At 34.2% G+C, this 18,888-nt stretch carries 15 protein-coding genes, 2 pseudogenes and 3 other annotated features; of the genes and pseudogenes, 12 read left to right on the top strand and 5 right to left on the bottom strand.

The window, feature by feature from the left end; genetic code table 11:
* Positions 1 to 298 precede the first annotated feature (298 nt).
* Both DN410_RS05430 and DN410_RS05425 read right to left on the bottom strand, forming a co-directional pair.
* Positions 299 to 445, bottom strand: a pseudogene (locus tag DN410_RS05430) (FAD-binding protein); the annotation flags it as partial.
* Between the two features lie 172 nt (positions 446 to 617).
* A pseudogene (locus DN410_RS05425) lies at positions 618 to 993 on the bottom strand (GNAT family N-acetyltransferase).
* A 169-nt stretch (positions 994 to 1,162) separates the two neighbouring features.
* On the opposite strand from DN410_RS05425, the gene DN410_RS05420 reads away from it, so the two are divergent.
* Positions 1,163 to 1,654: a nitroreductase gene (locus DN410_RS05420; protein WP_149175684.1), complete on the top strand. Its 492-nt coding sequence runs from the start codon at positions 1,163 to 1,165 to the stop codon at positions 1,652 to 1,654.
* 215 nt (positions 1,655 to 1,869) lie between these two features.
* Entirely contained in the window at positions 1,870 to 3,282 is a 1,413-nt protein-coding gene (gene entB / locus DN410_RS05415; RefSeq protein ID WP_149175683.1) for a cell wall-binding protein EntB, read from the top strand.
* Positions 3,283 to 3,333: 51 nt separating this feature from the next.
* Here the strand turns inward: entB and DN410_RS05410 are convergent, their stop codons facing one another.
* On the bottom strand, positions 3,334 to 3,852 hold the full coding sequence (locus DN410_RS05410) for a kinase (RefSeq protein ID WP_149175682.1): 519 nt from the start codon (positions 3,850 to 3,852) through the stop codon (positions 3,334 to 3,336).
* A gap of 113 nt (positions 3,853 to 3,965) precedes the next feature.
* Here DN410_RS05410 and DN410_RS05405 point away from each other — a divergent pair, with 113 nt between their 5' ends.
* The 3 genes from DN410_RS05405 to DN410_RS05395 are packed head-to-tail and all read left to right on the top strand — an operon-like array spanning position 3,966 to position 5,379.
* The gene (locus DN410_RS05405; protein ID WP_149175681.1) at positions 3,966 to 4,274 is read left to right on the top strand and encodes a YfzA family protein; all 309 of its coding nucleotides are present in this window, start codon (positions 3,966 to 3,968) and stop codon (positions 4,272 to 4,274) included.
* 9 nt (positions 4,275 to 4,283) lie between these two features.
* The gene (locus DN410_RS05400; RefSeq protein WP_149175680.1) at positions 4,284 to 4,820 is read left to right on the top strand and encodes a GNAT family N-acetyltransferase; all 537 of its coding nucleotides are present in this window, start codon (positions 4,284 to 4,286) and stop codon (positions 4,818 to 4,820) included.
* Positions 4,821 to 4,854: 34 nt separating this feature from the next.
* Positions 4,855 to 5,379, top strand: a complete 525-nt coding sequence (locus DN410_RS05395; RefSeq protein WP_149175679.1) for a cysteine hydrolase family protein — start codon at positions 4,855 to 4,857, stop codon at positions 5,377 to 5,379.
* Positions 5,380 to 5,744: 365 nt separating this feature from the next.
* On the opposite strand, the gene DN410_RS05390 is transcribed toward DN410_RS05395, so the two are convergent.
* Positions 5,745 to 6,965: an ATP-grasp domain-containing protein gene (locus tag DN410_RS05390; protein WP_149175678.1), complete on the bottom strand. Its 1,221-nt coding sequence runs from the start codon at positions 6,963 to 6,965 to the stop codon at positions 5,745 to 5,747.
* Between the two features lie 137 nt (positions 6,966 to 7,102).
* Here DN410_RS05390 and DN410_RS05385 point away from each other — a divergent pair, with 137 nt between their 5' ends.
* Together DN410_RS05385 and DN410_RS05380 are read left to right on the top strand one after the other, a co-directional pair.
* A complete protein-coding gene (locus tag DN410_RS05385; RefSeq protein WP_149175677.1) occupies positions 7,103 to 8,200 on the top strand; it encodes a YheC/YheD family endospore coat-associated protein in 1,098 nt (365 codons plus the stop codon).
* A gap of 279 nt (positions 8,201 to 8,479) precedes the next feature.
* Positions 8,480 to 9,010 carry a hypothetical protein gene (locus DN410_RS05380; protein ID WP_149175676.1) on the top strand — a complete coding sequence of 177 codons (531 nt, stop codon included), beginning with the start codon at positions 8,480 to 8,482 and terminating at the stop codon, positions 9,008 to 9,010.
* Positions 9,011 to 9,211: 201 nt separating this feature from the next.
* On the opposite strand, the gene DN410_RS05375 is transcribed toward DN410_RS05380, so the two are convergent.
* Positions 9,212 to 9,649, bottom strand: coding sequence for a YndM family protein (locus tag DN410_RS05375; protein WP_149175675.1), 438 nt, complete (start codon positions 9,647 to 9,649; stop codon positions 9,212 to 9,214).
* Between the two features lie 181 nt (positions 9,650 to 9,830).
* On the opposite strand from DN410_RS05375, the gene DN410_RS05370 reads away from it, so the two are divergent.
* From DN410_RS05370 to tyrA, 5 genes are all read left to right on the top strand, one after another.
* The gene (locus tag DN410_RS05370) at positions 9,831 to 13,313 is read left to right on the top strand and encodes a DUF4020 domain-containing protein (RefSeq protein WP_149175674.1); all 3,483 of its coding nucleotides are present in this window, start codon (positions 9,831 to 9,833) and stop codon (positions 13,311 to 13,313) included.
* 107 nt (positions 13,314 to 13,420) lie between these two features.
* Positions 13,421 to 13,657: a binding site (T-box leader), on the top strand.
* A gap of 54 nt (positions 13,658 to 13,711) precedes the next feature.
* Positions 13,712 to 13,948 (top strand) — a binding site (T-box leader).
* Positions 13,949 to 14,143: 195 nt separating this feature from the next.
* Complete coding sequence (locus DN410_RS05365; RefSeq protein ID WP_149175673.1) at positions 14,144 to 15,220, top strand: bifunctional 3-deoxy-7-phosphoheptulonate synthase/chorismate mutase; 1,077 nt, start codon at positions 14,144 to 14,146, stop codon at positions 15,218 to 15,220.
* Between the two features lie 9 nt (positions 15,221 to 15,229).
* Positions 15,230 to 15,449 (top strand) — a binding site (T-box leader).
* 53 nt (positions 15,450 to 15,502) lie between these two features.
* A complete protein-coding gene (gene aroC, locus DN410_RS05360) occupies positions 15,503 to 16,675 on the top strand; it encodes a chorismate synthase (RefSeq protein ID WP_149175672.1) in 1,173 nt (390 codons plus the stop codon).
* 18 nt (positions 16,676 to 16,693) lie between these two features.
* On the top strand, positions 16,694 to 17,794 hold the full coding sequence (hisC, locus tag DN410_RS05355; RefSeq protein ID WP_149175671.1) for a histidinol-phosphate transaminase: 1,101 nt from the start codon (positions 16,694 to 16,696) through the stop codon (positions 17,792 to 17,794).
* Positions 17,787 to 18,887, top strand: a complete 1,101-nt coding sequence (tyrA, locus tag DN410_RS05350; protein ID WP_149175670.1) for a prephenate dehydrogenase — start codon at positions 17,787 to 17,789, stop codon at positions 18,885 to 18,887. The genes hisC and tyrA overlap by 8 nt, the downstream gene beginning before the upstream one ends.
* The last annotated feature ends 1 nt before the right edge of the window (position 18,888 follow it).

Here is an 18,888-nt window from a genome sequence, read left to right as displayed (position 1 = left end):
AAATTTACTTGTTGCAACAATGCATTTCTTCACATCCATTGCAACAGAACCTATTTTTCTCTTTGATAACAGGTATATCGGGAGTTTACTGATTCATATATCCTTATAAGAACACTTGAAATTTACACGCAACTAAAGGCGGAACATAAGAAAGGTATTATTCGTAGTTATAATTTAGCATTTTTAATGGGGGCTATTATATTTTTTATCGCATTTATTTTTAATGTAAGAAGAGTCTTAATAGATAAGAAAAGAAGTAAAGAAGTAAAGGAGTAAAGGAGTGAAATGTTATATTTCATATTGTTACAGTTCCCTCGTTGTAATCTATTTGTAATTGTTTCATTTCACTTACATCAATTACAATGCCAGCATTACTTACGAATAACGCCTCATAATTATGACGTCCAGAGCGCATACGTATAGGTATGTTATGTAGCCTCGACCAGTAAGTTCAATTTTTTGATTACTCATTTCAATCTTCTCTCCTTTTCACAAAATAACATGTTTTTAATGTGGAAAAGCAGAAAACTTCCCTTTATAAGTAAATGTATAAAGGGAAAGGATTATTCCATTAGAGAAGAAGGCCGTGCTTCATATAAAGCACGGCCTTTCTATAATTATATGTATGTACTTAAAATCTCCCCAGGCAATCCATCAATCTCACAAACTATTTCAGATGCAAAACCGATGTTTAGTAAAATTTTTCGAGAGGGGATATTGTTCGGATCAATAATTGCCTTTAGTACGTTTACATCTGTCTGTTTCGCAATATTCATTAATTCCTTGGCAATTGCACTTCCTTATCTTTGCCCCCAGTGCTCCGGCAACAGCATATATCCAATTTCTGCTTCTTTTGCATTTTCCTCATTTACCGTTACATGGTTAAGGAATAGAACGCTCTGTAATTTGCACCATGACTTCTGCGTTTGAAACGAGCTGGAAATATAAGTTGAAATTTGTTGGTTCAAATTTATTGAAATATAGCCTCTTCATAATATTACTCCAAACTAATTTTTAATTATTCTTCAGAAAAGATATATCATAATTTCAATTATAAAAGATTAACAAAGACAATTGTTAATCTTTGGTGGATAGAGTACATACAATTGGTAATTAAGTGGATGCATTATGGTGTAATTACAGAAAAGGGTGAATGATGATTATGAGTTCATTTGAGCAAATGATATATGTCGGTATCATCATGTCTATTGTATTATCCGTATTGATTTTGGGATCTTTATATTACAATCCTCGTCTTTCGTTAACTGATTATCCGAAAGACATCCAGAAGAGAGTATTTCCGAAAACAATCAATGAAAAAAAGCAAACGATTTACTTTAATGTTGTATACTATACGATTCTCTTTGGTACGCCTTTTATCTCTACATATATATTGCATCAACAAGAAAAATTATTGTATATGGATGCTTATTTACATACTTTTGGCATGTTAATGATTTTCAATTTAGTAGATTTATTAATAATTGATTGGTTTATTTTTTGTTGGATTACCCCGAAATTTGTGGTTATTCCTAGTACGGAAGGTATGAAGGGATATAAAGATTACAAGTTTCATGTAAGAGGGGCTATCGTAGGTACTTTGTTTTTAGCGATTGTAAGTTTATTTTTGGCAGGAATTGCGACAACTATTTAGTGTGAAGACGGACATGAAACGTTTATAGAAGATAAGGAGACTTATAATATATAGAATTAGAAATAAGAATTTGATAGTATTGGAGTAAGAATTCTTAATAACGGTATATTAAGTCGTATTAATATACATGTTGCAAATGTTTTGGTATGATATTAAATTTTATTATTTTTACGAAAGCATTTGATAGAATTCAAAAAAATATAATGGAGGCTAATATGAAAAAAGTAATTGGCGCAGCAACAGCAACTGTTTTCGGATTGGGAGCATTTACTACAACTGCTACCGCAGAAACAATCGTAACAGCAGATGTACTCAACGTACGTGAAAAACCGACTACGGAATCAAAAGTTGTCGAAAAAGTAAAAAACGGGGAAGAATTAAAAGTCATAAATACTGAAGATGGCTGGTCAAAAATTGAGTTGAATGGTAAAGAAGTATTTGTAAGCTCAGAGTTTACTAAAGATATTTACCATGTAACAGCAGATTTGTTAAATGTACGTTCTGAATCGAACACGGAATCAGAAATTCTTGGCAGATTGAAAAAAGATGATGTAATTGAATCAACGCATCAAGTAAAAGATGGATGGCTGAAATTTGAGTATAAAGGAAAAACAGCTTATGCAAATGTTTCTTTCTTATCAAGTACAGCACCAGTTGAAAAAAAGGCTGAAGAGAAAACGAAGCAAGTAGCTAAAGTACAAAAAACGGTTAAAGCTAAGGAAGAAGCTAAAACACAGAAGGTAACAAAGGCAAAAGAAACAATTAAACCTAAGGAAGAAGTGAAAGTACAAGAAGTAACAAAACCTAAGGAAGAAGTGAAAGTACAAGAAGTAGTAAAACCTAAGGAAGAAGCGAAAGTACAAGAAGTAGCAAAACCTAAGGGAGAAGTGAAAGTACAAGAAGTAGCAAAACCTAAGGAAGAAGTGAAAGTACAAGAAGTAGCAAAACCTAAGGAAGAAGTGAAAGTACAAGAAGTAACAAAGTCTAAGGAAGAAGTGAAAGTACAAGAAGTAGCCAAAGCGAAAGAAGTAGCCAAAGCGAAAGAAGAAGCAAAAGCACAAGAAATAGCCAAAGCTAAGGAAGAAGCAAAAGCACAAGAAATAGCCAAAGCTAAGGAAGAAGCAAAAGCACGAGAAATAGCAAAGGCGAAAGAAGAAGCAAAAGCGCAAGAAATAGCCAAAGCGAAAGAAGAAGCAAAAGCAAGAGAAATAGCCAAAGCTAAGGAAGAAGCGAAAGCACGAGAAATAGCAAAGGCTAAGGAAGAAGCAAAAGCAAGAGAAGAACTAAAAGCAAAAGAAGAGTCTAAAAATAACACTCAGTCTGCTAAACGTGAATTAACGGTGGTGGCGACAGCATATACGGCTGATCCAAGTGAGAATGGTACATATGGTGGACGTGTTTTAACTGCGATGGGGCATGATTTAACGGCTAATCCGAATATAAGAATTATCGCAGTAGATCCGAAAGTAATCCCATTAGGATCTAAAGTATGGGTAGAAGGTTACGGAGAAGCAATCGCTGGTGATACGGGAAGTGCTATTAAAGGCAATTGTATTGATGTTTTAATGGGGTCAAAAAGTAAAGCGATGAATTGGGGAAGACAAACTGTTAAAGTGAAGATTCTATAATAAATCTAGAATATAACATAATGAAAATAAGACTGACATATTCTGTCGGTCTTATTTTCGTAATATGACATCATTAAGAATCGCATCAAATATATCTTTTTGCGTTAAGTCATCTGTAAAAATAGTTTCCCTAGCAACCTCAATTGTATCGTGCGGATTATACCATTTTTGTAATGCATCCTCACCAAATTCATGCCGCTTTTCCCTTGTATTATGTCGTCGAATCGTTTCGACTAATGATAAATCAAAGTAATATGTATAGGCGTTCCCTTCAAAATAATGTATTAATTCTTTCAGCATATCACCATATCTATGACTGTTTAAAATACCTTCTAAAATAACAAACTTACATTTTCCTTTTCCGTACTTCGTAATTTCAAATAGTAAATCATGTGATAAATTACCCATCGTGTCGTGTACTCTAAGCATATCTCTACGCACGACGTCTTGAGAGACTAAGAGTGTGCCTTGTCCGAAATGTTCTTGTAGTTCTTTTGCAATTGTTGTCTTACCACTTGCAGAGTTTCCTCTAAGAATGATTAATGTTGATGTTAATATAGGATGTGACATTATATATTTCCTCCGGCTTCTTTCATTCTGTATTTTATTATATAGAAAATTTTAACAAATTAAACAAGGAAAGTGTATAATCAATATGTTGGAAATATAAAGGAGGGAGCTAGATGGGAGAGAAAGTAAAGAAAGCGCAACCTATATGGAAACGAACGTGGTTTCGCTATCTAGGTGCATTTTTAATTGTTCAATTATTGTTTTTTATTTGTGAAATGACTGCATGGGCACCAAATTTTAGACCTGGCGGAGAATTTTTCAATAGAGTTTTACATTCTCGATTTTTTACAGAATGGTTCACACCATATAAAATCCCTCAATTTAACGTGTTTACAGTATTTTTTGCGATTACATTACTACCATATGTGCTAATAGGTGCAATTAAAGATTTAACATTAAGAAAAAATATAAATGAACAATAGGGGTGTCATATGCTATTTCAAAAAGGAAATGTATTAGTTAGGTACGTAATAGAAGATGATGCACATATCATTTCCAAATGGTTATCAGATCCAGAAATTTTACAATATTACGAAGGAAGAGATAATCCGCAATCTGTAGAACAGGTACTGGATCATTTTATACATAATCCAAATATTCATGAAAAAAGATGCTTAATAGAGTTTGAAGATGTGCCAATTGGTTATATTCAAATGTATCCAGTTGATTCGGAGTGGAAAATATTATATGGCTATGAAGTATCACAAAATGTATGGGGAATGGACCAATTTATCGGTGAACCCGCCTATTGGGGGAAAGGAATTGGAACTAAACTCGTTCAGGCAACAATTACATATATTATGGAGAATGAGGGAGCAGAAGCAATCGCAATGGATCCTAAAGTAAATAATGAACGTGCGATAAAATGTTACGGAAAATGTGGGTTTAAAAAGGTGAAGATACTAAAGGAACATGAACTGCATGAGGGGAAATTAGAAGATTGCTGGATGATGGAATATAAACAATAATAATAGCTTATACAAACAAAGGGGGATGGGTGAAATGAAAAAAGCATTAATAGTAATTGATGTGCAAGCGGGTATGTATACAGCAGGAATGCCAGTACATAATGGGGAAAAGTTTTTAGAAACGTTACAAGAGCTTATAGTGGAGTGCCGTTCAAATGATATTCCGGTTATTTACGTACAACATAACGGGCCGAAAGATCATCCTTTGGAAAAAGGTACAGATGGCTGGAAAATCCATGCGGCAATTGCTCCGCAAGATGGGGACAGTATCGTTGAAAAGACGACGCCAGATTCATTCCATAAAACAAATTTAAACGAAGTGTTACGAGAAAAAGGAATTGAGCACGTTATTATTTCAGGCATGCAGACGCAGTACTGTGTGGATACGACTACACGCAGAGCGTTTAGCGAAGGATATAAAGTAACGTTAGTAAGTGATGGACATAGTACATTTGATACTGAAGTGTTACGTGCTGAAGACATTGTGAAGCATCATAACTTAGTATTTAGAGCGTTTGCTGATGTTGTTGCATTAAAAGATTTGAAAGTGGAAGCGTAAGTGGGAAAGCGTCTGTTTCTAAAAGAATGGCCGCTTTTTTTATTTGAAAGCAAGTTGTCACAGTGAGTCAATAAATCGATTTGATTGATCCTAACCTAATGATTGCATGAAAATTACACATATTGTACTAGCCGCATAAATATTTATTAAATCGCTTGAAATTAATTGCATAAGTTAACGCAACGTACGGCATTAATGGGAGTTTCGCTGGTGTATAGCCCATATAAAAAAGCTCAATTCTCATATAAAAATAGATGAGGAGTGAGCTTTTTTATTCTGAATAATGACAGATTCTAATAATTAGAGTTATAAGAGATATGATGTTTAGTATATTTTTATCTGTTGGTCTATATATGTTGTATTTATTATTTTTGGATTTCAAATGAAATTTCTTTAGCTGCTTCTAAAGCTATTTTTTTAGCTTCTGTTTTAAGATAGGCCGCTGCTATAACGTATCCATATCGATGTCCCATTGATGTAGGTGGTTTTAGAAAAGTTCCTTTTTTAGGTTTTATATAAACTTTCTCTACACCAGGATATCTAGAACTACGATTTTTCCCTGTAACTCGAATTAGTTCTCCTTTAGATTTAACTGTTAGGTAATGAGCATACACATATTTATGATGTTTTTTATTTAGTGAAGGTTTATTTCCTAACATTAATCGGATCGTTTCTTGTACTAAGTTGATTCCATGCCCAATTTCAATTATGTCATTCATTGCTCCACCTGATATTCTGGGGTTTATCTCAATTAATTTCCAAACATCTTTTATTCTCCGGAGTTCTAGATGACAAGCTCCATTTTTCATATTAAAAGCCTGAATAACAGAATTAACTGCATTGAAAAGACTATTGTATAGTCTTTTGTCTACCTGTCCTAGTAAAGAATAACCCGTTACGATAAAGCGTTCAAAAAGTGTGATTTCTTGTTCAATTACTGCTATAATATGGACTTTTCCATTTTGAACTAAAATTTCGACTAAGTACTGAGGTCCATCTATATATTCTTCAAGTAGAATTTCTTCATTAGGTAATTTCTTCAAAAGACTTTGTATAGATAAAATTAATTGATCTTTATTTTTTACTAATAATACATCTTTTGATCCTGTTGATTTAGGGGATTTCACAATAAGAGGGAAATTTATCTTATTAGTTTTTTTAAAAAAAGATGATAATGATTCTGTTGGATTATAAATTAAATAGTTGAGTGAGATTGGTAAATCTTTAAGTACATTACGAGTTAATATTTTGTTTTCCATATGATGGATAGCTTTAGTAGATACAATATTTGAGCAAAATTTTTCTGATAAACGTGCAGCCATATAAACATAAGAGTCAATAAAACTAAAGATCCCTTTTATGTTTTTTCCTGATTTATTTAATTTTTCAATTGTTGTAATTATATTATCATAATCATTTATATCAGTGAAAATCATCTGATGTACATCAGGGAATATAGTGCGTTCATTAATAAATTTTGTTTTTTTAGTTAATAAAACAGTAAAAAAATTAAGTTTTTCAGCTGCTTTGATTGCTTCTCTACTTGATCCAGATTTATTTGTTTCAATGAAAACGATAGTATCCATTTTATGTCACCTTAACCTTTATCATTTATCATTTATCATTTTATAAAACCTCAGATTTATTATTTCTATAGGTAGAGTATTAAAATGAGGTTAAGCTTGTTCCGGTTTTTTCGAAAAATGGTTGAATGAAGGAGAACATGAATATATATATAATGAATTGGACATTTGTTTTGAAAAAGACCTTTAGAAAGAAGGGAAGAAGAACTGACATGACTATAATTGGTATGCTTCATCATCGGAAAGATCCGAATGACGTAAAGAAAGCATATACTTACGCTGCTGTAGCTAAAGCTGAAGGTGTGGACTTTTTTTATTTTACTTTAGGGAAGGTAAATATAGAAACGGAGAAGATTTTAGGTAAAACTTATGAAAATGGTAATTGGGTTGAACAAGAATTTTCTTTTCCAGATGTTATTTATAATGCAAGTGTTCATATTAGTGATAAAAATCAGCAAATCTATGATTATCTACATGAAAAGGTTCCTTTTACAAGTCATTCAATTGGAAATAAATTAAGTGTATATAACAGAATAAATAGAGCAAAAAAATTTAAGCAATATCTTATTCCTTTTTATGAATTAAATGATGTTAATAAGTTTTTTGACATGATTAATCGTTATGAAAAACTTATTATTAAACCAATTTCTGGTCATCAAGGTAGTGGTATTGTTTTCATTGAAAAAAATGGGATGAATTACAGTATGAATGAATCAGAACAAATTTCATCTATTAATAAAAAACAATTACGGAGCTTTATATCTGATAAGATTCAAGAGCAAGGATACATAGTTCAACAGTTTATTTCATGTCAAATGAAATCTGGTCATGTTTATGATTTCCGATTGCATGTTCAAAGAAATGGAGAAGGCAGGTGGGTTGTTACTTCTATATTCCCGAGAATAGGTCCATTAGGAAGTATTGTATCAAATATGGCTAAGGGTGGTTATAGTACTTATTTAGATGTTTTTTTAAAAGCGGAGTTTGATAACGATTGGTATAATATTAAAAGGTATTTAGAACGATTTGCAGTAACTTTTTCTAACCATTTTAATTCTTTATTTAAGGATGTATTATTTGATGAGTTAGGAATTGATGTAGGGATTGATAAAGATCAAAAATTGTGGTTATTTGAGGTGAATTGGAGACCAGGGGTACCTAATATATTTAATCTCGAATTAGATGTAGCTAGAAATTTAATTCACTATGCTAGATATTTGGCTAATAAATCTAAATAAGAAAAGGAAAGTAGAAAAATAAAATGAAACCTAGAAACCTTAATATAATAATGTTTCTCTTAATCCCTCTTTCTATATCTCCTATAAGATTATTCTCCATGCATCTCGAAATTCGGCGGATGCTGGACTATCGTCAAGTCGACGTACTTAATACAAGCAAAATACCGGGATCTGATAATACATCCTTCATTGTGGGCGGGGGCACATATTTATAAAAAAATACGCTTGTCCAATCCATTATCATTCTCCAGTCATTTAATATTACAAAGGGGGGAGAACATGGAAAACAATGAAGAAATCACGTTTCGATTTGTAAAAAAAGATGGAGAAGAAATTAATTTAGGAAATCTTGCTGCTAAACGAAAAATTGTCATTGTCATTAATAATCAGATTACATTTGCACCGAATACAACACAAATTGCCAGTGGGGCCGGACAAAACAGTGCGGCAGGAAGTAATGCAGCAATCGATTCATCGAATACAAGACAGCAACAAACAGTGGGCGCTGGAGGCGAAGCCATAAATAAGGGAATTAGTGGGGACCAGATTGAACCGCATAAAATGAAAAAAGAAACTTCGGATGAAGAGGAAGAACTTGTAATTATCATCAATAATCAAATTAATAAAACCCGTAAGGAACAGGCTAGTGCTACTCAAGTGGCAAGTGGTGGTGGAGATGACAGTGCAGCTGGAACCAACGCTGCTATCGAAAGTTCTAATACTAAACAGCAACATGCAGTGGGAGGCGGAACGGATAGTTCGGCAGAAAATGCAGGTGAAGAAGGCGACCAAATAGAACAATGCGATTAATGAAAAAGGCAGAATCTAGTTTACTCTTGATAAACACTTTTTACTTTTTTGACGGGTTAGCACAACATGCTCATCAACTTAAGCGTTTTATTACACCTCAAAACAAAAAATGTACATTTTCTCTTGGAGACGCCATTTATTTGTTTTGAGGTATTTGCTTTTTTTTTAGGTTGATGGCGATGGAGTTCCTTCATCAGTAAATTACTTCTTCTTATCTTTATCCGAAATATTCTGTTCTTCCGCAAATTCCGTGCCATATGCAAAGCGGCGATTAATATGAATGTTATCGTTGTTGTGCCTTGTGTGTGAATTAGAAAAGCGATGAACGATTACTTCAGATAATGTAAAGACAATTGCAGATAGAATACTGCCCCATGCAATTTGCATATAGTTGTCTAATAAAATATTACCGAAAATCCATACGCTTAAATATGTTAGTAAGAAATCTGACATAATGGCACCATTATTGCCAATTCGCTCTAAAATCATTTTATCAACGAACATATAAGATACGATTGTAACGAAGAGACTAAACGAAATAATTTGAACAAACGTTGCAGGGAAAAACAAAGCGAGTCCAATGCTAAAAGCGATGATGCACGATATAAATTTGATAAGTACTACAGTAAAACCATTCAATATTTACACCTCCGATTTATACATAGTTTTGCAATAAATTCAGGAGTTCATACATCGTAACGAATTTATTTAAATAAAACTTTTTCATGTTGTTGTTTTTGTCTAAATATTATAAAAACAACGAAAAAATGTTATAGTAAAATGAGAGCATATGACATTTTTAGGTAAGGGGGAGTCCGGGATGTGGATTACTTCAGAAGTAGAAATTCCAGATGAGTTAATTGATCATCTTGAACAAGGGAAGTTAGTGTTATTTGTTGGAGCAGGAGTTTCTATGCAAGGGAAATCAAACTTACCAAATTTTGATGATTTAGTTGATGAAATTGCAAAAAAGTTATACGTCGAAAAACGTGAGATCACTGAACCACATGATTATTATCTTGGTAAAATTGCAAAAACGAAAGACGTACATCAAGTTGCGAGAGATGTTGTTCATATAGAAAAATCAAAACCAAATCCCCTCCATTATGCAATTCCAAGGTTGTTTCCTTTAGATACAGATGTCCGTATTGTGACGACAAACTTTGATCAACATTTTACAACTGTAATTAATGAAATGAATAGGAAGATAAATGTTTATTACGCACCAGCTTTACCGACAGGGAGAGCGTTTAAAGGACTGGCTTATATACATGGTAATGTAGAACAGGAGAAAGAAGCTTTAATTTTAACAGACGGTGATTTTGGAAGGGCTTACTTAACGGAAGGATGGGCGAGAAGGTTTTTAGTTGATTTATTCTCAAATTATACCGTGTTATTCGTTGGATATAGCCACAATGACCCAGTAATGAAATATTTAGCGACTGGTTTACCACCAAGTACAAGGCGTTATGCATTTGTCGCACAAGGGGAAAATACATATCATTGGGAGCATTTAGGAATCAGACCGATTGTGTATCCAAACAAAGCGAATAATCATCAGTCCCTCGTCAAAGCCGTGAAGCGATGGGCCGAATTAATGGGCGATAATTATATTACAAAAAGAATGCGCATTCGGGATATTGTAACAGTGCCACCATCAGTAGAGCAGGAACAATTATCGTACATAAAGCAGTCAATAAAGAAAATTGAAACAGTTCGTTACTTTGTTGAATTTGCACGAGATTATGAATGGGTGGAATGGCTTGAAGCAGAAGGGAAATTACGAAATTTATTCTTGCACACATCAAACTATAACGAGGTAGACGAATTACTTGCAGAATGGTTAGTAGAGCAGTTTCTTTTTAGTCATCAAAAGGAATTATTCCAACTTATTTATAAAAATCATTCAAAAATATCCCCATTATTATGGCAAACAATTTGTCGCTATTTAAACGAAATGAAAATAAAGATGGATCCGTTGTTGTTTGCGAGGTGGACACTCTTTTTATTAGAAACAGCTGAAAAAGATAGTAGCTCTATTGAAAATATTTCATACTTACTGCAAAAATGTTCTTTTCCTGATCATAAAGAAATTGCATTATTGTTACTAGCGTTTATTCTAGACGGTAAACTTAAATTAAAGCGTGTAAGAAAGTGGGGAAATGATACGCAAGAATCAATAGAACTCGAGGAATCGAGTCGTATACCAGTGTCTACGTTTTCTCATGTGGAGAAAATTTGGGCCGAGAAGATGCGACCGCATATTTCTTATTACGCTGTTCCAATAATGATTATGGGATTAGAGAAGATGCGACTGTTGTCATTAAGACAAACAGCTCTGAAAAAAAGAGATAAGGAAAATGAAGAGAAAGAATTTCATCAAAATGATCTTGCATTTTTAATTCAAATTGTAAAAGAGTGTTTAACTTATTTATGTGGAAACAATGAGAAAAAAGCGAATTATTATATTACAGAAATGATAGAAGCGAATAGTGTACTTCAAAAGCAAATTGCAATTGATGCGATGAATAAAAATATATTCGTTAGTGCAGATGACAAAATGAAATGGTTGTTACATGAAGGGCTTCTTTTAGATTTCACGTATAAACACGAAGTTTTTCAACTTTTAAAAAGGCAGTATACACATTCTTTAGAAGAAACAAAGGAAGAAGTCATTCAAACTGTATTGAAACACCTTACAGAGGAAAGAGCATTTGATGTATGTCTCGTCTTAGATTTATTATTTATATGCGATTCGAATAGTCCATCTACAGCAAAAGGATATGAGTTAATGAAGCAAAAGCATCCTCACTTTCATTCTGATCGATACAGTGTACAAAAGAAAGAGACTACAGAACAAAGTATTACTTGTAATGTGACTGCGGATGGCTTATTGCAATTAAAAGATGATGAAATTATGAAGCAAGTTCGGCAATTTTCTCAAGACGGTGTGTTCGAACAACGTCATTATTTAGAGATGTTATCTAAAGCATGTAAATTGAATACAGAGTGGAGTATTTCATTCGCCTATCAATTAGTAGGCGTGCATGAAATAAGTAATGAAGTATGGTTTGTTTGTATTAGAGAGTGGCGAAATAACAGGGGACTGACAAATGAACAAATTCAAAAAATCATTCCACTATTGCAAAGATTTGTTAGAAATACAGCCTTTCATTGGTTAATTAGTAGTTTTCTATATGAAATTAGCAATCGATTAGAAGAGTTAGAAGAGAATAGTATACGAGTTGTAAAACGTTTTGCTTTTTCAGTTTTTCCTCAAGTCATGAAAAGTAATACGGATTTTAAGCTTGGAAAACAAGACTTTTACAATGAATCGATTCTGCATCCTGTTGGAAAAATGACAGCTGTATTATTAAAACTTTTATCATATGATCATTTATACGATCGTAATGTGTATGAATATTTATTTTTATTTGAAGAACAAGTAAGAAATAGTTCAGAACGGACGAACTTTATGTTTGCACGTTTAATAGCAGATATTACATTTTTATATCATATAGAGAAGCAATGGTGCCGAAAATATTTGTTACCGTACTTAGATTTAAAGAAGGAAAATGAGATTACGAAATATGCGTGGGCAGGTTTATGTTACACGCAAATTAATTTACCGTTATTTACAGAGATGAAGCGATTTATTAAGTATGCGGTAGAACATTTGGAAGTGTTGCATCCGCATACACGGGAAGCATTCTTGAAGTGGCTTAGTTTTGTATTTATTAAATGTGTATTGTACTGGGAGCAAAAAACAGATTGGTTATACCCGTTACTCATGCAAGGAAACGAAGAGAATAAAATTACGTTTATGCAGCATGTATGCTATTACGTCAAAACATTAAGTACAAAAGAGCAACAAAAATTTTGGACGGCTTGGCTCAATGTATTTTTGCGAGAACGACCAAAAATGGGAGAAATAACAACGAGAGAATATGTAATGCTTTTACGCATTATTTTATACATGGATGAGATTGTAGAAAAAGGATTAGGTATTATATCTCGTACATTTTTAGATGTGAATGGAAAATGTACAGGGGAGGAAATGAAGCAGTTATTTAGTGAAATACTAGATAAGAATGAAAAGATAAAAGCGCATAAAGAAATGTATGCAAATGTGTTTTTTATTTTACTACAAACATGTCAGGAAGCCGATTTATTTGAAAGTGAAATCATACAAATTAAAAAACAATTAATCGAGTATGAAGTAGATAAACATGTATTAAATTTAATAGAAAATGAAATAATTCGCATTGGAATTGTAATAGGGAATTTACAAAAGGAATTATAGGTGGAAAGTGGAATTTTAAAAAATAAATAAAAAATTGTTGACAGTGTTTTGAAAAGCGTTCTATAATACGAATCATACTTATTCAATTTCAAAAACATTTGAATAAACAAAGTGCAATGAAGAGATCACAGTAGTGGTTAGTCTTACTGTAACAGAGAGCTGGTGGTTGGTGTGAACCAGTACAGGGATAATCATGAATTACAGTCTTGGAGCATCTTTTTCGTAGTAAAGATATTTTCATCTTTATGAAGGAAAAGCGGTCAATTGATCGTTAACAGTGAAGAGAGGTAGACGGAAAGATAGTCTACAACTAGGGTGGTACCGCGATAAATATCGTCCCTACTGATTTATTCAGTAGGGACTTTTTGTATTTCAGTGGTCCAACTTGAAAATAAAATAGTCATGCGTTGAAAGGAAAAGCAGTAGTTGTTGTTTCCCTGTAACAGAGAGCTGGTGGTTGGTGTGAACCAGTACAAAAACAAGAGCGAATTACAGTCCTAGAGCATCTTTTTCGTAGTAAAGATAGTTATTGTCTTTATGAAGGAAAAGACGGTCAGATGATCGTTAACAATGAAGAGAGGTAGACGCAAGAAGTCTACAACTAGGGTGGTACCGCGATAAATATCGTCCCTACTGATTGGATCAGTAGGGATTTTTTGTACAAAAAAGTGGGGTTTTAACTAGTTAGATAGTGTTTTTATAGTAAGTATTAGTTTAAAATAAGAAGAGGTATCGATTCCACTTAAAATTTGTATAATTTATCAGTTCAGAAAATAGAGAATTTTTCATTCTCTTACTATACTTTTAAAACATTAGAGGAGGATTTCCAAATGGCAAATCATGAATTAGATCAATTACGTAAACAGGTAGATGAAATTAACTTACAACTATTACACCTTTTAAACAAACGTGGTGAAATCGTTCAAAAAATTGGGGAGCAAAAGCAAGTACAAGGTACGAAACGTTTTGATCCAGTACGTGAGCGTGAAGTACTTGATATGATCGCAGAGCATAACGAAGGACCGTTCGAAACGTCAACAGTTCAACATATTTTCAAAACAATCTTCAAAGCTAGCTTAGAACTACAAGAAGATGATAACCGTAAAGCATTACTAGTATCACGTAAAAAGAAACAAGAAAATACAATCGTTGATGTAAAAGGTGAATTGATTGGAAACGGAACACAAACGTTCATCATGGGACCTTGTGCGGTAGAAAGCTTAGAGCAAGTTCGCCAAGTAGGGCAAGCTATGAAAGATCAAGGCTTAAAATTAATGCGCGGTGGTGCTTTCAAACCGAGAACATCTCCATACGACTTCCAAGGTTTGGGAGTAGAAGGATTACAAATTTTACGCCAAGTAGCAGATGAGTTCGACTTAGCGATCATTAGTGAAATTTTAAATCCGAATGATGTTGAAATGGCATTAGACTACGTAGATGTAATTCAAGTAGGCGCACGTAACATGCAAAACTTCGATTTATTACGAGCTGTAGGTAAAGTTAACAAGCCAGTATTACTAAAACGTGGTTTAGCAGCAACAATTGATGAATTCATCAACGCAGCTGAATACATCATTGCACAAGGTAACGACCAAATTATTCTTTGTGAGCGTGGTATCCGCACATACGAAAGAGCGACACGTAACACATTAGACATTTCAGCAGTACCGATTTTAAAGAAAGAAACACATTTACCAGTTGTTGTTGACGTAACGCATTCAACTGGACGTAGAGATTTATTATTACCAACAGCGAAAGCGGCTCTTGCAATTGGCGCAGATGCAGTAATGGCTGAAGTACACCCAGACCCAGCAGTTGCATTATCAGATTCTGCACAACAAATGGATATTCCAGAGTTCCATAAATTCATGGAAGAGTTAAAAGGATTCAAAAATAAATTATCTTAATTCCATATCATATATGCGCTGAAGAGGAAACAGTAGTGCTTATCTCCCTGTTAAAGAGAGCTGATGGTCGGTGTGAATCAGTACAAAGGTAAGCATGAATTACAGCCTTGGAGCATCTTTCCCACCAACTTTTGGAGGGAAAGACGGTCAAACGATCGTTAAAGAAGAAGAGAGGTAGACGACAGTTGTCTACAACTAGGGTGGTACCGCGATAAATATCGTCCCTACTGAGCGCTCAGTAGGGACTTTTTTGTACAAAAAAATAGTAAAGGGGCAAGAGAAATGAGATACATTACAGCTGGAGAATCACATGGTCCGCAGTTAACGGTTATTTTAGAAGGTGTACCTGCAGGTTTAACACTTACGGCGGAACATATTAATAAAGAATTATTAAGAAGACAAAAGGGGCATGGTCGCGGAAGACGCATGCAAATTGAAACAGATACAGTTGAGATTGTAAGTGGTGTACGTCACGGGATGACACTTGGTTCACCAATTACGTTAATTGTTAAAAATGATGATTTCAAACATTGGACGAAAGTAATGGGTGCAGAACCAATTTCGGAAAAAGAAAGTAAAGAAATGAAACGTACAATTTCAAAACCACGTCCAGGACATGCGGATTTGAACGGGGCAATAAAATATGGGCATCGTGATATAAGAAATGTTTTAGAGCGTTCATCTGCTAGAGAAACGACAGTAAGGGTTGCAGCTGGAGCAGTTGCGAAGCAAATTTTAAAAGAATTAGGCATAGAAATTGCAGGGCATGTACTTGAAATTGGTGGAGTAAAGGCAAAACATATTTCAAACTTACCAATTGAAGAAATTCAAACAATTACTGAAAACTCACCAGTTCGATGTTTAGATAAAGAAGTAGAACAAGAAATGATGGATGCGATAGATAACGCTAAAAGTAGCGGAGATTCAATTGGCGGCATTGTGGAAGTTATTGCAGAAGGTATGCCAATTGGCGTCGGTAGTTACGTTCATTACGACCGTAAACTAGATGCAAAACTTGCTGGTGCGATTATGAGTATTAATGCATTCAAAGGTGCTGAAATTGGCGTTGGGTTTGAAGCGGCAAGACAGCCAGGAAGTAAAGTGCACGATGAAATATTGTGGGATGAAGAAAATGGATACACGAGAAAAACGAATAATGCCGGCGGTTTAGAAGGTGGTATGACAACAGGAATGCCAATTGTCGTAAGAGGTGTTATGAAACCAATACCTACATTATACAAACCGTTAGCAAGCGTTGATATCGATACGAAAGAAGCGTTCCAAGCGAGTATTGAAAGGTCTGATAGTTGCGCAGTACCAGCAGCAGGTGTAGTTGCTGAATCTGTTGTAGCATGGGAACTTGCACATGCATTAGTCGAACAATTCGGAAAAGATCGTATGGAGTTAATTCAGCAAAACATTACGCAACATAACAAATACGCAAAAGAATTTTAATTAAAAGGTGGTTTTAACATGCAAGTAAAAGATCAACTATCATCATTACAACCATATAAACCAGGTAAATCACCTGAACAAATGAAAGAAGTGTACGGAGATCATTCATTTGTGAAATTAGCATCGAATGAAAATCCATTCGGCTGTTCGCCACGTGTTTTAGATGAGTTGCAAAAATCGTGGTTAGAACATGCCTTATATCCTGACGGAGGTGCTACAACACTTCGTCAAACAATTGCAGATAAATTACATGTACAAATGGAACAAGTACTTTGCGGTAGTGGTTTAGATGAAGTCATTCAAATCATAAGTCGTGCAGTACTCAAGGCAGGAGATAACATTGTAACGGCAGGTGCAACATTCCCACAGTACCGTCACCATGCAATTATTGAAGGCTGTGAAGTGAAAGAAATTCCTTTAAATAACGGTGTATACGATTTAGACGAAATTTCTTCTGTAGTAGATAGCAATACAAAAATCGTATGGATTTGTAATCCGAACAATCCTACAGGAACATATGTTAATGAGCAGAAATTAACTCAATTCATTGAGGGCATTAGTGAAAATACGTTAATTGTCATTGATGAAGCGTACTATGAGTATGTAATAGCGGAAGATTTCCCAGAGACATTACCGCTTTTAGAAAAACATAAAAACATTCTTGTGCTTAGAACGTTTTCTAAAGCATACGGATTAGCTTCTTTCCGAGTAGGATATGCAATTGGACAGGAAGAGTTAATCGAGAAATTAAATGTCGTACGTTTACCATTTAACGTATCTTCATTAGCGCAAAAAGCAGCAACGATTGCTTTTAACGATGAAGCATTTATCGAAGAAATTGTACGTGTGAATGCTGAGGGATTAAAACAATACGAAAGTTTCTGTAAGGAAAATGAAATTCCATTTTACCAGTCACAAACTAATTTCATCTTCTTGCCAGTTGAGGATGCTGGAGAGATTTATGAAGCTTGTGCACACGCAGGGTTTATTATTCGTCCGTTCCCGAATGGGGTCCGTATTACAGTCGGAACAAGGGAGCAAAATGAAGGAGTGATTTCAGTGTTAAAACAACACTTTGAAAATAAAAAAAGAAAGTCTCGAGATGAGGCAAATGCGTAAAAAGGTAGTTTTAATTGGAACGGGTTTAATTGGAGGCTCTCTCGCATTAGCAATTAAGAAAGAGCACGATGTAACGATAACAGGTTATGATATATTTCAAGAACAAGTAGAACGAGCGAAAGAATTACATGTAGTAGATGAAGTGGCAGTAGATTTACAGCATGCATGTGAAGAGGCACATTTAATTGTTTTTGCTTCACCAGTTGAAGAAACGAAGAAATTATTACACAAACTAGCGTCATTCCGTTTACGAGAAGATGTTATAGTGACTGATGTTGGTAGTACAAAAGGAACCATTATGAACGAAGCGGAAGCTTTGTTTTCAAAAGAAATTTCTTTCATTGGTGGACATCCAATGGCAGGTTCTCATAAAACGGGAGTTGAAAGTGCAAAAGCACATTTATTTGAAAATGCATTTTACATTTTAACACCGATGAAACATGTACAAAATGAACAAGTGGAAGAGTTAAAAGGATGGTTAAAAGGAACAGGGTCACATTTTCTCGTTTTAAATACAGAAGAACATGATTATGTAACAGGGATTGTTAGTCATTTCCCGCACCTTATTGCAGCAGGTTTAGTAAAACAAGTAGAGAAACATGCAGGAGATAATCCGCTCATTCATCAACTAGCTGCTGGAGGTTTTAAAGACATTACACGTATTGCATCTAGTAGTCCGAAAATGTGGAGTGATATTGTAAAGCAAAATCGAGAGCATTTAATGGTATTATTAAAAGAGTGGATCTCTGAAATGGAAGGTTTATATCAAACAGTTTCTACCGGAGATGCAGGCGAGATTCAAAACTATTTTGCAGACGCGAAAGAATACCGTGACTCTTTACCAGTACGCAAGAGAGGGGCAATTCCTGCCTATCACGACTTATACGTCGATGTTTTAGATAAAGTAGGGGCATTAGCTCACATTACGAGTATTTTGGCGCGTGAGGAAATTAGTATTACGAATTTACAAATATTAGAAGCGCGTGAAGGGTTACTTGGGGTATTACGTATTAGCTTCCAAAGAGAAGAAGATCGTATGAAAGCTAGGTTAGCGCTTGGACAAGAAAAATATCAAACATATGAAACAATTTAAA

Source organism: Bacillus sp. SH5-2 (assembly GCF_008368905.1).
GTDB lineage: Bacteria > Bacillota > Bacilli > Bacillales > Bacillaceae_G > Bacillus_A > Bacillus_A luti.
The sequence above is the reverse complement of the archived record's forward strand: the minus strand, read 5'-3'. Positions and strand labels throughout refer to the sequence as shown.